The sequence below is a fragment of the Halomonas sp. XH26 genome (assembly GCF_024138895.1).
Taxonomy (GTDB): domain Bacteria; phylum Pseudomonadota; class Gammaproteobacteria; order Pseudomonadales; family Halomonadaceae; genus Vreelandella; species Vreelandella alkaliphila.
Map to the genome: position 1 here is coordinate 64,801 of NZ_CP071889.1, position 15,537 is coordinate 80,337.

Sequence of the window (15,537 nt, forward strand, 5' to 3'; positions counted from 1 at the left end):
CTGTGGAATCTTTCATTAGCTCCAGTGCGGCGGAAAGAGGAGAATAACCTAAATTATCACGATGTTAACGCTTTGCGAGGAAGTCCCATGAGTAGTCAAGAGCACCCGTTAGGTATTAGCTTTGAATTCTTTCCGCCCAATACCGATGCGGGAAGAGAGAAGTTAATGCACGTGCGCGATGAACTGGCCGCTCGACATCCGCGCTTTTTCTCGGTCACTTATGGTGCCGGTGGTTCCACTCAAGCGCGCACACGCGATATTGTGCGCACCGTTAGCCAGAGCGGCATTACGACCGCGCCACACCTTTCCTGCATTGGCAGTGAAAAAGCGCAATTGCGCGACCTGCTAGCGCAGTATCGTGAAGAGGGTGTCGACAGCTTAGTGGCGCTACGTGGCGACATGCCATCGGGCATGGGAAGCATTGGTGAGTTGCGCTACGCCAATGAACTGGTCGAGTTTATCCGAGCGGAAACCGGTGACCATTTTGATATTGCGGTGGCCGCCTATCCTGAATCTCATCCACAGGCACCCAATCTCGATAAGGATGTGGAAAACTTTGCCCGTAAAATGAAGGCTGGCGCCAACATGGCCATCACCCAGTACTTTTTTACCGCGGATGCCTACTTCCATTTTGTTGAAAAAGCTCGGGCATTAGGTGTCGAGCAGCCGATTATTCCTGGCATTATGCCGATTACTAACTACACCAAATTGGCGCGTTTTTCAGACGCCTGTGGCGCAGAAATTCCCCGCTGGATTCGCAAGCAGTTGGAAGCTTATGGTGATGATAGTGACGCTATTGCCGCTTTTGGCACCGATGTTGTTAGCCGTTTGTGTGAGCGCTTACTCGATGGCGGTGCACCTGGTCTACACTTCTACACGCTTAATCAGGCAGCACCCGTACTGAAAATTGTTGATAACCTGAGAGGCTAGTGCGCTCTTAAAGAACCTAGCTTAGTGATCAATAAGAACGCCCGCTCGATAGCATTCGAGCGGGCGTTTTCGTTGGGCGGTTAACGGCTAGTGGTTAAGTGAATAGTCGATTGCGCCGTCATGTGGTGCTGGGTGTCGCCTTATTGCCATGCTGCTTACGCTGCATAACGAACAGCGCTGCGCCAATGGCCAGGCCAGCAATATCGCTGTAAATGCCGCCGTAAATCATAAACAGCGCACCGACCAGCATAACCACACGCTGTAAGGTGTTTACCGGCCCAAAGAACCATGCTTGCACCATGCCTGAAAGCAAGATGATCCCCAGTGTGGCGGTCACCCCGACACGAAGTATCTGCATCGCGGAGCCTTCCATCAGCATGGCTGGGCTGTAGAAGAACATAAACGGCACGATAAACGCAGCAAGACCAATTTTGAACGAAGCGACCGATGTGCCCATGGGGTTATCCCCAGAAATACCGGCGGCGGCGTAAGATGCTAACGCCACTGGCGGCGTAATGGCCGACACGACCGCGAAGTAGAACACAAAGAAGTGTGCTACGAGCGGCTCGATACCGATATTGATCAAGCCAGGTGCCACCACCGATGCTGCTACCGCGTAGGCTGCCGTCGTAGGCATGCCCATGCCGAGCAGGATACTGATCAGCATGGCAAAAACTAATGCCAATAGCTGGCTAACCCCGGCAAGGCCTAACAGCAGTGAAGAGAAGCGCGCGCCGACGCCCGTCAGTGATATAACGCCAACAATAAGGCCCGCGCAAGCACACACCGCGATGATCTGAATCGACATTATGCCCGCTAGTTGGAGGGCTCTCAAAATAGCCCGAATACCCATTTTATTGGGTGAGATCCAACTAACAACTGCCGCTGACGCGGTGGCTAGCGTGCCAGCACGAATGACGGAGTAGCCCATAAAGAGAGCGACAATAAGAATAATAATTGGCGCGAATAGATAGACTTGTTTAGCCAGCTTGGAGAATAGCGGGATTTCATCTTTACGCATGCCACGCATGCCTTTACGCGCCGCTTCAAAATCCACCATAAAGTAGATAGATGCGAAGTAAAGAATGGCTGGAATGACCGCCGCAATCGCAATTTCTGTATAAGGAATGCCGGTGACTTCCGCCATGATAAAGGCGCCCGCCCCCATGATGGGCGGCATGATCTGACCACCAGTAGACGCCGCTGCTTCAATGGCACCAGCACTGCGCGCCGGATAGCCGACTTTTTTCATCAGCGGGATGGTAAGCGAGCCAGTCGATACCACATTACCCGCTGATGTGCCGTTGATCATGCCCATTAAGCCGGAAGCAAAAATAGATACTTTCGCCGGGCCGCCACGGGCACGGCCAGCGGCTGCGAACGCAAAGTTGACGAAGTAATCGCCTACTTTGGAGGCCTGTAAAAACGCCGCGAAAATAATAAACAAAATGATATAAGTCGATGACACCGCGGTCGTTGGGCCAAGGATGCCCGCATCGGTATAGACCTGACTGAAGAAGCGCTGTACGGACAAGCCTGGGTAGCCTAGGAAGCCTGGTAGATGCTGGCCAGCAAAGACATAGACCAAGAAAACCGCTGAAATAACCACCAGTGCTAAACCAGCCACGCGACGAGTAAGCTCAAGAATCAGCAGTGAGCCCGCAATGGCCGCCCAAGAAATGCCGGGAGGAGCAAACGAGGTGCCTGTCGACATGCGCATATTGGTATTAAAGGCCATTAGCAAGTAAGCAGCGCTGGCGATGGCGCACACCATCAGAACGAGATCGGCGGGATTAAAGCGGTGGCGTGCCTGACGATAGAACCACGAGAGAGCAATAGCTGCAGCTGTGGTGGCTATCAGTGGGTAGCCGTAATGCAGTGTCTCAATACTGGGATCGATGCGCATGGCACCGCCATTGAGTGTTTGCTGCATCAGAACGACCTGTACAAGTGCATAGATCGCAGGCGCTAGGAGCGCATAGCTGGCCCATTTGAGCCATGCAGGGGAGGCTTGCTGATCATCTTCTGCAAAGCGAGCACCGGCAAACAGCCCGTACCCTAAAATTAGCGCACCGGCAATGTGTACAATGCGAAACGACCAGGTTTCCATCGGATACACATTGAGCGAAAACAGGTGGAAGCTTGAATAGCCAATGGCCAGTGCGGCAAACAAAAAGAACTGCCAGCCAACAAACACACGGCGGTTGGACTCGACAACCTCTTCATCGACACCCTCGGCAATTGACTCGGGTATCGATGAAGCAGTTTGGGCGTCATCCTTGAGGCCGTTGTGGTCTTGATCGGTATTGTGACTCATCAGAGGTCACCCTCACAGCAAAAGCAAAAAAGAGGCGGTAGCGAACGCTGCCCCGCCCGGCCAGCGGAAAACAGGGCAGCGTGAAGAGGGGCTTGGCTTAGTTGATCATGTCATCATCGATGTCGTAGCCATTCTCTTCGTACCAGCGTGCGGCGCCCGGATGGAAGGGCAGCACATTGTTGTGGACGATGTTTTCTGGAATGGTGGTTTCAGCGCTGCGGTGCACTGAGCGCATACGGTCATTGTTTTCCATCGTGGCTTTGGTGACTTCATAGATAAAGTCTTCCGGCAGGTCACAGCCCGCAATGGCGAAGTTCCACATAGACACAGCGCGTGCGTCTTCTTCCAGTGTGGTGTAAGTGCTTGCTGGGATAGTGAATTCAGCAACCGGGAAGGCGTCCAGGACGGTGGCCATCTCTTCTTCGGTAAACTCAATGATGTTCACATCGGTCTGTACTTCGAGTTGGCTAACGGCCGGAATCGGAATACCCGCTGCAAACGCGATCACATCCAGCAGGCCATCCTGCAGTTGACCACCTAAGTCAGACCAGCCGCCATTACGACGATCAAACTCAACGCCCAGCGTTTCGAGGATAGCGGGGAAGTAAGTGTCTGATGTAGAAGCTGCTGGGCCGAAGCCAATGCGCGCGCCATCAGGAATGTCTGAGATGGATTCAATGCCTGAGCTTGAAAGAGCGGCAATAGAGAAGGGTGTTTCATACATCGGGAACAGCGCGCATACATTGTCCATTGCCAAGCCAGGCGCTAGTGGACTTTCACCGTTAACAGCGTCTGACGCTGGGCCCATCGTCGTCAGACCAAAGGCCATATCGCCGCTATGTACGAGCGCTAGATTTTGAGTCGGGCCGCCGGTGACTTCACCGCCACCTGAAACATCCAGCTCATCAGCAATAAAGTTAGCCCAGCCTGAGCCATAAACGAAGTAGGTGCCGCCCTGACTTGCGGTACCGACAGTGAAGTTATCGGGCCATTCTGAGCGGTCTGCTTGGGCAGTGCCTGCTGCTAGAAGGGCACTACTGGCAAGAAAGGCGACGGTTTTAGGCATCATATTGCGCATGGCGAGATTTCCTAAGCTGTTATTGGGATTATCGTCTGGCGTGCTGGCACAGCCAGTGGCTTGAACGTTAAGCAATTTGTATACAGCGATAGTCATGCCAATAGGCGGGCTGATTATTAAAATCAGCTACTTAAAGTTTTCTTATTCAACTTTGGTTGAGACTAAAAAAGCGTTAAGTGTCTGGGGTTTCGCACACCATAGGTTAGTTGGTGTGTGGTTTTTCGCACACTTTTGTGAGTGAGGAGTGAGGAGTGAGGAGTGAGGAGTGAGGAGTTGGTGGTATGGTATGCCCCCAACGTAGTGGAGGCTTAAATTGAAAGCGGTAGCATAAATGCTGGGAATAGGCGGTTAACGTTTAGGTTTACTGGGGTCGAGAATGCGTACTGGCTGTACATCCTGCGTTTTTTGCTCTTCGCGTACTTGGTTAACGCGGGTAGTCAGCTCTGGTGCTATCTCATCTTCAATCGGCAACTGCTCGAAAAAATCGCAGTTAACGCATTCCCGGTAGCGAATGTTGTTTTGCTCCCAGGCGCGAATCCGGTCCATGGCCGCGCAGCGTGGGCAGGTTACCCCAGCAATAAAGCGTTTCACACTCGACATAACAAGCTCCAAGGGTGCGGTAACAAGACAGATACCGCACCCGGTGATAGTGAAAATAAACCTCAGGCTGCGCGGATACCGCTATGGCGTAATAGTGGCTCTACGCTTGGTTCGCGGCCTCGGAAAGCGCGAAATAGCTCGGCGGCATCCCTCGCGCCGCCTGGTTCCAGGATTTCCTGGCGGAAGCGTTGGCCAGTGTTAGAGTCAAAAATCCCGGCTTCTTCGAACGCGCTCCAAGCATCGGCAGAGAGTACTTCCGCCCACTTATAACTGTAATAGCCTGCTGCATAGCCGCCCGCAAAAATATGGCTAAAGCTATTCTGGAAGCGGTTAAAGTCAACCGTCGGCACGACGGATGTGTGGCTACGTACGTCGTTCAATAGCGTTTGAACGTCGCTGGCGCTAGGCGCTTCCAATTCATGGTGCAGGCGTAAGTCGAATAATGAAAACTCTATTTGGCGCACCATCCCCATTGCTGACTGAAAGTTCTTGGCAGCCTGTAAACGCCCTAGCAGGTCAGCGGGCAGAGGCTCGCCAGTATCGACGTGCTTGGCAATCAAGTCTAACCCTTCGCGTTCCCAGCAGTAGTTCTCCATGAATTGGCTGGGCAGTTCAACCGCATCCCAAGCAACACCGTTAATGCCAGAGATATCGGCGATGTCTTGTTTGGTCAGCATGTGATGCAAGCCGTGGCCGAACTCATGAAATAGCGTGGTGACTTCATCATGGGTTAGCAGAGCGGGTTTATCGCCCACTGGGGCGGTGAAGTTGCAGGTCAGAAACGCCACTGGCAGTTGTAGGCCATTTTCAGTTTGACGACGTACTCGGCAATCGGCCATCCACGCTCCGCCACGCTTGTTTTCGCGAGCGTACAAATCCAAATAGAAACCGGCGATCGGCTTACCTTGTTCGGTAATGCGGAAATATTGAACATCGTTGTGATAGCTAGGCGCATCAGGCGCTGCTTCCACGCGAACACCGTAAAGACGTTCTACTACCTGGAACAGCCCATCTACCACCTGTGGCGCAGGGAAGTAAGGACGAAGCTGCTCTTGTGAGATGGAGTGACGTGCCTCGCGCAGCTTTTCGCTGGCATAGGACACATCCCACGGCTCAAGCGTTTCAAGCCCTAGTTCCTCACGGGCATAGTCGCTGAGCTCCGCGACTTCTTCCTTGGCCTGGGGAACGGCGCGGCGAGCTAGGTCATTCAAAAACTCAAGCACCTGTTCGGGAGAGTCGGCCATCTTAGTGGTGAGCGAGTAATCGGCGTAGGTATTAAAGCCAAGCAGGTGGGCGAGCTCTTGGCGGAGCGCCAAAATCTCTTCAAGAACGGGAGCGTTATCGAACTTACCTGTGTCTGGGCCTTGATCGGAAGCACGCGTGACAAACGCGGTGTATACCTCTCGCCGCAACTCTCGGTTGTCGGCATAACTGATAATGGGGAAAAAGCTCGGGAAATCGAGGGTGATGCGGTACCCATCGACGCCTTTTGCCTGGGCGGTTGCTTTTAGCGTATCAAGCGCGCTTTCCGGCACGCCGGTGAGTTCATCAAGATGACCAATATCCTTATGCCAAGCTTGGGTAGCATCGAGCACGTTGTTTGAAAACTGATTGGATAGGCTGGAGAGACGCGCTTGAATCTCGCCGTAGCGAGCCTTTTTGTCAGCAGGTAAATCAACCCCAGCTAAGCGGAAATCACGTAAAGCGTTTTCTACTGTGCGCTGCTGAGCAGGCGTTAGCGTTGCCCATTCATCACCCTGCTTAAGCGCTTGCCAGCCATTAAAGAGACCTTCGTGTTGTCCCATCCAGGTGCTAAACGCCGAGAGTTTTTCCAAACATGCTTGATAAGCTTCCCGCAGCTCGGCTGTGTTCATCGTGCCGTTGAGATGAGAGATGGGCGACCACGCTTGGGTAAGCCGGTCATTAACAGCCTCTAGCGGCGCAGCAAAGTTATCCCAACGGGGTGGCGCTGTAGCGGCCTGTTGAGCGAGTCGGTCGATGACTTCTCGGCTTTCATTCAGCAGCGTTTCTACCGCAGGCACGACGTGTTCGGCGCGAATGTCAGCGAAAGGGGGAAGCTCGTGCGGCTCTAGCAACGGATTGCGGGACATAGGCACCTCGTAGGCATTAATTTTTAACTCGCAACGTTTTTAATACGTTAGGGGCGCATAAAAACGCAATAATAATGACACAGTGCGGGCGGTGAGGCCGTGTTTCAATGTTTGGGCTGAATACTGTGGCTTGAACCAGGGTTTGGCCTGGGCGTAAGCGCCTGCTAGGCTTGCCGCCTTTTAGTGTTGCCAACTAGTGCCACCAATGGCAGGAGCAAGTGATGAGTGAAACGCTGGAGCGCTGGGGGTCAAAGCGGGCCTTTATCTTAGCGGTAACGGGAGCTGCAGTTGGGCTGGGTAATATTTGGCGTTTCCCGTACGTTGCAGGCGAGAACGGTGGTGCGGCATTTTTATTGATCTATGTGGCGTTTGTACTGCTGTTAGGTATCCCCGTAATGATGGCCGAGATTTTAATTGGTCGGGCAGGGCGTCGTGGGCCAATGCAAGCGCTAAGTAAGCTGGCCGTTGAAGCAGGTGCTTCTCGACACTGGCGCTGGTTAGGGTTATTTGGTGCATTCACCGTCTTCTGTATTTTATCGTTTTACTCGGTGGTGTCAGGTTGGTCGATTGAGTTTTTAGTCGCTTCAATTAACGGCAATTTCGATGGTGCAAGCGCAGCAGAAATAGGTGCGGGTTTCGATGCATTTCTGGCAAACCCAGGCCTGTTGATTTTTAACCACTCGTTGTTCCTATTTATGACCATGACGGTGGTGGCAGCGGGCGTTGCCAAAGGCCTAGAGAGGTTGAACAACCTATTAATGCCGCTGCTGTACGGTTTATTGTTGCTACTGGCTGGTTATGCCACAACCACTGACGGATTTGGTACAGCCCTTTCATGGCTGTTTTTACCGTCGTTTGGCGATGTAACGGCCTCAGTGGTGTTGCACGCCATGGGGCATGCGTTTTTTACCCTGGCAGTAGGGGCCTGCGCGCTAATGGCTTACGGGGCTTACATGCCTGATGAGCAGAGCCTACCGAAAGCTGCGTTTGCAGTTGCAATGCTCGACATCAGCGTTGCCTTGTTAGCAGGGATTGCGATCTTTTCGGTGGTATTTGCCCAAGGTATGGACCCCGCTGACGGCCCAGGGTTGATGTTTGTGACGCTGCCTATTGCTTTTTCTGAGCTGCCTTGGGGAGCGTTTTGGTTAAGTGTGTTCTTTCTGTTGCTCTTATTGGCTACCTGGACCTCAGCGATTAACCTCGCTGAACCCATGGTGGCGACGTTGCAAGGGCTTGGATGGCGGCGCAGTGTGTCAACGGCCGTCGTAGCGCTGAGTGTATGGCTGTTGGGGCTGCTTTCGGCGTTTTCGTTTTCTACTCTCGCCGACTTCAGGCCGTTGTTCGGACGCAATGTGTTTGAGCTAGTCAGTAGTATTCCGCCTGATATTTTCCTGCCTTTGGGCGGGCTGTTAATTGCTATCTTTGCGGCCTGGGTGATGCCCCGTATGCAGGTTGTACAAGCATTGGGTGTTGGGGAGAGTGGCTATGTACTCTGGCGTAATATTGTACGCTGGGTGTCGATTCCGCTGACGTTTATTGTATTGCTAGGCGGGTTGCTATAGTCCTTGAATATTTGAATCCAATAGCGTTTAAGCAGGAGTGTGCAATGAGCAATGCCCTACGACCCTTTCAAGGTATTTCGCCTCGCCTTGGCGAGCGGGTTTATATCGACCCTGCTAGCGTGGTGATTGGTGATGTGGAGCTGGGCGATGACTGTTCGGTGTGGCCGATGACGGTGATTCGGGGTGATATGCATCGGATTCGCATTGGCGCTCGCACTAGCGTGCAGGATGGCAGCGTGCTGCATATTACCCATGCCAGCGATTTCAATCCTGACGGCTTTCCACTGACGATTGGTGATGATGTCACCATTGGCCATAAAGCGATTTTGCATGGCTGTACGCTGGGTAGTCGCATTTTGGTGGGTATGGGGGCGATTGTGATGGATGGGGCGATTGTCGAGGATGAGGTAATTATTGCTGCTGGCGCGGTAGTCACGCCAGGCAAACGTTTGGAAAGTGGCCATGTATACGCTGGAAACCCGGCGAAAGCATTGCGTCCACTTAAAGATAAAGAGCGCGCTTTCTTTCCTTACACGGCAGGTAACTACGTTAAGTTAAAAGATCAGTTCCTCGCTCAGTAAATTTTCTAATACAGGTGCTAAGCAGTTGGCCTAACACTCTTTTTTCTTAAATAGTCATGTTGCGGCAGCCAAAAGTCTGGTAATTTATCCAGTTTTCCAGGATGCCGCGCTATGGCGAATTTTCGCACGCACATTACGGTAGCAGCAGCAGGCGGCGTGCTAATGGCTTATGTCGGCTGGCAGGCTGAGTGGTGGCCAGCGACTCAGGCGCTATTAATTATTGCCCTGGTAGCCTTTGGCGGTATTTTGCCTGACATTGATGCAGACCGTTCCCGCTCTATCCGTCTGATTTTTAATCTTTTATCGGTTCCTTCGCTGGTGCTTGGTGTGTTGTTGTTGCAGCCCTGGTTAACACCAGGTTTGTTGCTAGTGGCGTGTGGTGGCATTTACGTTAGCGTGCGTTATTTTGCGGCGGTGGTGTTCTCACGGCTAACGGTTCATCGAGGTATTTGGCACTCATTGATGGCGGCTGTGCTGTGCGCGCTGATGACTGCCGCGTTTAGTTTTCACTTGCTGGCACAGCCAGCTTGGCTGGCCTGGTGCCATAGTGCAGCGGTACTGCTAGGATTTATCATTCACTTGAGCCTGGACGAGCTTTTCAGCGTGGACCTAGAAGGTGCGCGGTTAAAACGCTCTTTTGGAACCGCGCTAAAGCTGGGCGATGGTCGTCGCCCACTCTCGAACGTCTTTATGCTGATTGCGCTATTTACCTTGGTGCCTTGGGTGCCGCCGTGGGACGTGTTGATTGAGTTGTTTCATCAAGGGTCGCTGCTATGGCGATAATCGTCAGCGCTTAAACTGTGTTTTTTGAGTTTGTCGTAGAAGGTTTTGCGGGGTATTCCCAGATGACGGCATACGTCGGTTACGCGCCCATGATGTCGGGACAGGGATTGGCTAATCAGGCTCTTTTCAAATAGCTCTACTTGGCGCGGCAACGTTGGCTCTTCGGTGTCGGCGTTGGCCCCTTCCAGTAGCGCATCCAGGCGGTAGTCAAAGGCTGCTCCCAGTAACACATAACGCTCTGCAAGGTTACGCAGCTCGCGAACATTACCAGGCCAGTCGTGGGCCAGCAGGGCGGCTATCGAATGGCTATCCAGGGTAGGGGCTTCTAAGCCACTGCGGTTGGCAGCGACCACGGCGAAATGCTGGAACAGCAACGGAATGTCCTCACGCCGTTCGCGTAGCGCGGGCAGTGGCAGGGTAACCACGTTGAGTCGATAGTAGAGGTCTTCGCGAAAGCTCCCCTCTTCGGCAGCGACTTTGAGATCCACTTTGGTGGCCGCAATCACTCGTATATTGAGTGGCACCGTCTCGTTGGCCCCTAGGCGCTCGACGCTACGCTCTTGCAATACGCGCAACAGCTTCACCTGAAGTGCCAATGGCATTGATTCGATCTCATCCAGGAACACGGTGCCACCATTGGCATGCTCAAACTTACCAATTCGCCGTTCTACAGCGCCGGTAAAGGCGCCTTTCTCATGGCCAAACAGTTCTGACTCTATGGTGTTTTCTGGTACTGCGCCGCAGTTGATCGCCATAAACGGGCTATTGCGCCGGGCGCTACGTTCATGAATGGCGCGGGCGACAAGGTCTTTTCCGGTGCCGGTTTCGCCAAATAGCAGCACATCAGCCTCTACTTGGCTGATGCGCTGAATCATTGCCGCCAGACGAGAAATCACGGGTGTGCGGCCCACAAGGCGTGGCCCAAGAGCTGCCTGCTGAACCTCAAGCTCGGCTTTTAAGCGTAAATTTTCCAGGCTCAGCTGGCGCTTTTCGATTCCTCGCCTCACGACATCAAGTAGCTGATCCCCAGCAAAAGGCTTTTCCAGAAAGTCCCAGGCACCTGCACGCATCGCCTCCACCGCGGTTGAGATGTCACCGTGGCCAGTGATTAAGATAATTGGCAGTGTGGCATCGCGGCTGTGTAATTCATGTAATAGCGCCATACCGTCCATTCCAGGCATGCGAATATCACTCACGATTACGCCGGGAAAGTTTGCTGGTAGTGCCTCAAGCGCTTGTTCTGCAGACTCAAAACAGTGAGGCGTGTAGCCAGCGAGTTCGAGTGTTTGGCTGGCGGTGATACGCAGGTGTGGTTCGTCGTCGATCACCATGACCGGCAGCGTCGACGGCTCATGCATGGTTGTTACTCTCCTTGACTGAGTATGGCGGCAGTACGTTAGGTGTTGCTGAACAGGGTAGCGTAATGATGAAGCGCGCCCCGCCAGTGGGCTGATTTGCTACCTGCAGCTTGCCGCCCAGATCCTCCATAATACGTGAGGAAATCGAAAGTCCTAGCCCTAATCCGCTACCGGGTGCTTTGGTGGTGAAGAAGGGTTCGAAAATTTGGCCCAAGTGGTTTTCCGCAACACCTGGGCCATTATCGGCAACGCTGATCATCACTTGCTGTTGTGCGATTTCGACACTTAGCGTCAGCATGGGTGATGCTACCTCTTTCATGGCCTGTAATGCGTTACTGATCAGATTCACCAGTACTTGCTCCAGGCGGACTAAATCACCCTCAACCCAAAGCGTTTCCTCGGGCCATTGTTGGACTACCTCGATGCCATCATCTCGTAAGCGGCTGTGAAATAAACGCAGGGCGTACTCAATACAGGCTTGCACAGAGATTGTTTCCTGGCGCTCGCTACTCTTACGAGAGAACTGGCGCAACTGAGCACTAATATCGGCCATGCGCTGGGTAAGCTCGACAATTTGCGCTAGGTTGGCATCCGCTTTATCTACCCGCGCCAGTTCAATAAACCGCCGGCCATTTTCAGCGTAGGCACGAATAGCTGCTAATGGCTGATTTAACTCGTGATTAATACCGGCAGCCAATTGACCCAATACCGCAAGCTTTGCTGCCTGGATCAGCTCATCTTGGGTTTGGCGTAGATTAGCTTCTGCTCGCCGCCGCTCTTCTATTTCACCAGAAAGCCGCTGATTACTGGCGACTAAATCACGTGTTCTTCGTTCTACGCTAACCTCTAGTTCATCGCGTACCCTGGCTAAGGTTTGTCGTTCGCGCTCTGCAAATGCTTCGCGCTCTCGGCGTAAACGCATGCGTTGCCAACCAATGCCGCCGCCCAGGGCTATCACGCCATATAAGCCTCCCGCCATCAGCGCCGCAATCCACTGGGCGTTCACCACGGGAGTGAGTGGTTTTAAAATATGCATTTGCCAGCCAAACTCTGGGATGGGGCGCGTAAGGCTTAAATAGTGCCCACCGCTTAGTGGGCCGCTAGCAAAGCTAACGAGATAGCTATCGGACCCGTAAGGGGCTTCAAGCTCAATGCCGGAGGGCGTTAAAGGCTCCATTGCATAGCGTCGGGTTGCCCGTAGGGTGTCAAGTTGGTCGTCGGTGAGAGGATGGAGGGCATTCATGCGCAGCTCAGGGTGGCTGGCCATGAAAATAATATTGTCGCTGTCGGTGACAAACAGCTCAGCGTCCTGTTCCGCCCAGCCCTCTTCAACATCGTCGAGCAGCACTTTGACGACGATAACGCCGTCGGGTTTTGCATCGGGCGAGGTGTCATCAAGCCACACTGGTGCAGAAAAGTAGTAACCACGCTCAAGCGACTGTACGCCTAAACCAAAGAAACGCCCCTGCCCTCCGGTAATGGCGTCGGTGTAATAGCTGCGAAACGCATAGTTTTGACCAATGAATGTATTGGGGCGGTGCCAGTTGCTGGCAGCGATGGTATCGGCGTTACGGTTAAGCAAATAGACATCAGAGACCCCAGAGGTAAAGCGAAAACGGTCAAGCAGCAAGTTGAGCGGCATGGGGTCTTGGCTGTCTGGAGAGTCTAAAAAACGTTGTACGCCTTCCCTGGTCGCCAGCATTTGTGGCAAATAATCATAGCGCAGCAGGTAACCGTTTAAGTTGGCGGCAGAAAGCCGCAGCTCGTTTTCGGCATCGTCTTGTAAGTTTGATAGCGCCTGCTCGCGGGCTAGTTGAGCGGCTTGCCACATGCATAGCATGAGCCCTAGCGGAATCGCGATCAGCCAGAGTAGTCGCCAGCGATGGTCTGAAAGGCGAGGTAAGCGACTCATGCGGGTGTGCTACTGGTACCTTGGGCACGACGCAGTGCTCGCTGGGCGCGGGTTTCCGCTCTGGCCATCTCGAGAAGACCTTCCTCAACGTACACTAGGTGCTCGTGCGCTCGGCTACGTGCATCTTCAGCACGGCCTTCTAAAATCGCATCTAGTAGGGCGCGGTGCTGCTTCATTAACTGCGAGCGCGAGTCGGGCTTTGCAAAAAGATGGGCGAGGTTATCAACGATGCTCTGCTCTAATAAATGGAAAATGCCTCGAATAGTGTGAAGTAACAGTACGTTATGAGCGGCTTCTGCAATAGCGAGGTGGAAGGCGGCATCCAGCTTTGCTTCTTGGGCGGGGTTGGCGCCCACAAACCCACCGTCAAGTTCTTCAAAGCGCTGGATTAATACGGCTTTGTCCGCTGGCGTTGAACGTAGCGCGGCGTAATAAGCTGAAATACCTTCCATCGCATCGCGGAATTCAAGCAAATCCAAATGAAATTCGTTGTGCCGGGAAAGCATCTCCAACAAAGGGTCGGTGTAGCCGCTGTTTAGCGTTTCATTCACGAAGGTACCACCCCCTTGGCGGCTGGTAAGCAGGCCTCGTGCAGCAAGTTTTTGAATGGCTTCACGTAGAGAGGGACGCGACACGCCAAAACGTTCAGCAAGCTCTCTTTCTGGGGGCAAGCGCTGGCCAGGCTTGAGGCTACCTTCAAGAATCATTGCCTCAAGGCGCTCGGTAATCACATCAGCCAAGCGCTGCTGGCGGAGCGGTGGATAAGTCATTAGTGCAGGTCCTCATAATTGGTAAGACCAATAGTAGGGGCTTTAATGGTTTGTCTCAACAGTAAAAGGCTAGCAAATTGGTGACTATTAGCACCGCTTGTTTGGTTTATAACTAAAGTATATGACCAAAATACGCCATGGTGAGCGATGCGCGTTTGACACGACTGCGACGTCTCATTACTGTTAGTGCTAATTTTTTTGTAAATTGGTAAAACCAATTTTATCTAGGGCGTTTAACACTGACGCTTCGATGACCGTTTATAGATAGTACTTATCGATAGTGCATCTATTTGTTGCATAGGGCCTGCCATGATCATTTCATCACCGACGGACTACCGCCTAGCTGCCAAGCGTCGTATCCCACCGTTTCTGTTTCACTATGCTGATGGCGGGTCATACGCAGAGCATACGTTGCGGCACAATGTTGAAGATCTAGCGGGTATCGCGTTGCGGCAACGGGTGTTGAAGGATATGTCGTCGCTATCGCTGGAAACCGAGCTGTTTGGTGAAAAGATGGCAATGCCTCTTGCCTTGGCGCCGGTGGGGCTAACAGGCATGTACGCTAGGCGTGGTGAAGTCCAGGCAGCACGGGCAGCGACCAAGAAAGGCATACCGTTTACGTTATCGACGGTCTCCGTATGCCCAATTGCAGAAGTGGCAGCGGCAGTGGAGCGGCCCATCTGGTTTCAGCTTTATGTATTGAAGGATCGGGGCTTTATGAAGCACGTGCTTGAGCGTGCTAAGGCGGCAGGGGTTAAAACATTAGTCTTCACCGTTGATATGCCTGTGCCTGGAGCGCGTTATCGCGATGCTCATTCAGGCATGAGCGGCAAAAGCGGGCCTATGAAACGTATGCTTCAGGCTGCGTTGCATCCTCTTTGGGCTTGGGATGTCGGTGTGCATGGTCGCCCGCATGATCTAGGCAATGTGTCTGATTATCGTGGTCAGCCGACGGAGCTTGAAGATTATATTGCCTGGCTTGGCGATAACTTTGATCCCTCTATTTCCTGGAAAGATCTGGATTGGATTCGTGAGCAGTGGGATGGCCCAATGGTTATTAAGGGCATACTGGATGCTGAAGATGCCCGTGATGCAGTCCGCTTCGGGGCTGATGGCATTGTGGTTTCAAACCACGGTGGCCGTCAGTTGGATGGCGTGCCTTCTACCGCGCGTGCCCTGCCTGCTATTGCCGATGCAGTTAAGGGCGATCTGGCCATCCTGGCTGATTCTGGTGTGCGTAATGGGTTGGATGTAGTAAGGATGATTGCCATGGGCGCAGATACAGCATTGATTGGTCGCGCCTTTATCTATGCGCTTGCAGCAGCAGGTGAGGCGGGAGTTGCTAACCTGCTTGAGCTTTTCGAAAAAGAGATGAAGGTGGCGATGACGCTCACCGGTGCGCGAACGATTGCTGATCTCAGCACCGAGTCATTAGTGCCTGGCGCGATTCCTGCGCTTAAATAGAGAGGACGCTGCTGCTGGCATTGGGGTAATAGACGAATGTTGAAGTTTTTTTACAAAAGCCCTTGCCAAGA

12 protein-coding genes are annotated in these 15,537 nt (G+C 53.0%); 5 read left to right on the forward strand and 7 right to left on the reverse strand.

Annotated elements, in window-relative coordinates; translation table 11 throughout:
• Positions 1-87 precede the first annotated feature (87 nt).
• The gene (metF, locus tag J4377_RS00290; RefSeq protein ID WP_038480077.1) at positions 88-930 is read left to right on the forward strand and encodes a methylenetetrahydrofolate reductase [NAD(P)H]; all 843 of its coding nucleotides are present in this window, start codon (positions 88-90) and stop codon (positions 928-930) included.
• A 118-nt stretch (positions 931-1,048) separates the two neighbouring features.
• Here the strand turns inward: metF and J4377_RS00295 are convergent, their stop codons facing one another.
• From J4377_RS00295 to prlC, 4 genes are all read right to left on the reverse strand, one after another.
• Positions 1,049-3,247, reverse strand: a complete 2,199-nt coding sequence (locus J4377_RS00295; protein WP_253486369.1) for a TRAP transporter fused permease subunit — start codon at positions 3,245-3,247, stop codon at positions 1,049-1,051.
• 97 nt (positions 3,248-3,344) lie between these two features.
• On the reverse strand, positions 3,345-4,325 hold the full coding sequence (locus J4377_RS00300) for a TAXI family TRAP transporter solute-binding subunit (protein ID WP_038480083.1): 981 nt from the start codon (positions 4,323-4,325) through the stop codon (positions 3,345-3,347).
• Positions 4,326-4,673: 348 nt separating this feature from the next.
• On the reverse strand, positions 4,674-4,925 hold the full coding sequence (locus J4377_RS00305; RefSeq protein WP_253486370.1) for a YheV family putative zinc ribbon protein: 252 nt from the start codon (positions 4,923-4,925) through the stop codon (positions 4,674-4,676).
• Between the two features lie 62 nt (positions 4,926-4,987).
• The gene (gene prlC, locus J4377_RS00310; protein WP_253486371.1) at positions 4,988-7,036 is read right to left on the reverse strand and encodes an oligopeptidase A; all 2,049 of its coding nucleotides are present in this window, start codon (positions 7,034-7,036) and stop codon (positions 4,988-4,990) included.
• A 221-nt stretch (positions 7,037-7,257) separates the two neighbouring features.
• Between prlC and J4377_RS00315 the strand changes: the two genes are divergently transcribed.
• From J4377_RS00315 to J4377_RS00325, 3 genes are all read left to right on the forward strand, one after another.
• Positions 7,258-8,598, forward strand: a complete 1,341-nt coding sequence (locus J4377_RS00315; protein ID WP_038480092.1) for a sodium-dependent transporter — start codon at positions 7,258-7,260, stop codon at positions 8,596-8,598.
• 44 nt (positions 8,599-8,642) lie between these two features.
• Entirely contained in the window at positions 8,643-9,179 is a 537-nt protein-coding gene (locus tag J4377_RS00320; protein WP_038480096.1) for a gamma carbonic anhydrase family protein, read from the forward strand.
• Positions 9,180-9,290: 111 nt separating this feature from the next.
• Complete coding sequence (locus J4377_RS00325) at positions 9,291-9,962, forward strand: metal-dependent hydrolase (protein ID WP_038480099.1); 672 nt, start codon at positions 9,291-9,293, stop codon at positions 9,960-9,962.
• On the opposite strand, the gene J4377_RS00330 is transcribed toward J4377_RS00325, so the two are convergent.
• Genes J4377_RS00330 through J4377_RS00340 form a run of 3 tightly spaced genes read right to left on the reverse strand, consistent with a single transcriptional unit; the run spans position 9,938 to position 14,002 of the window.
• Positions 9,938-11,320 carry a sigma-54 dependent transcriptional regulator gene (locus tag J4377_RS00330; protein WP_038480102.1) on the reverse strand — a complete coding sequence of 461 codons (1,383 nt, stop codon included), beginning with the start codon at positions 11,318-11,320 and terminating at the stop codon, positions 9,938-9,940. The genes J4377_RS00325 and J4377_RS00330 overlap by 25 nt on opposite strands.
• Positions 11,313-13,232, reverse strand: a complete 1,920-nt coding sequence (locus J4377_RS00335; RefSeq protein ID WP_038480105.1) for an ATP-binding protein — start codon at positions 13,230-13,232, stop codon at positions 11,313-11,315. Before J4377_RS00335 ends, J4377_RS00330 begins: the two co-directional genes overlap by 8 nt.
• Positions 13,229-14,002, reverse strand: coding sequence for a GntR family transcriptional regulator (locus J4377_RS00340; RefSeq protein ID WP_009724995.1), 774 nt, complete (start codon positions 14,000-14,002; stop codon positions 13,229-13,231). Before J4377_RS00340 ends, J4377_RS00335 begins: the two co-directional genes overlap by 4 nt.
• Positions 14,003-14,311: 309 nt before the next feature.
• Between J4377_RS00340 and lldD the strand changes: the two genes are divergently transcribed.
• Positions 14,312-15,466 (forward strand): FMN-dependent L-lactate dehydrogenase LldD, encoded by a 1,155-nt coding sequence (gene lldD, locus J4377_RS00345; protein ID WP_253486372.1) that lies wholly within the window; start codon positions 14,312-14,314, stop codon positions 15,464-15,466.
• Positions 15,467-15,537: the final 71 nt, after the last annotated feature.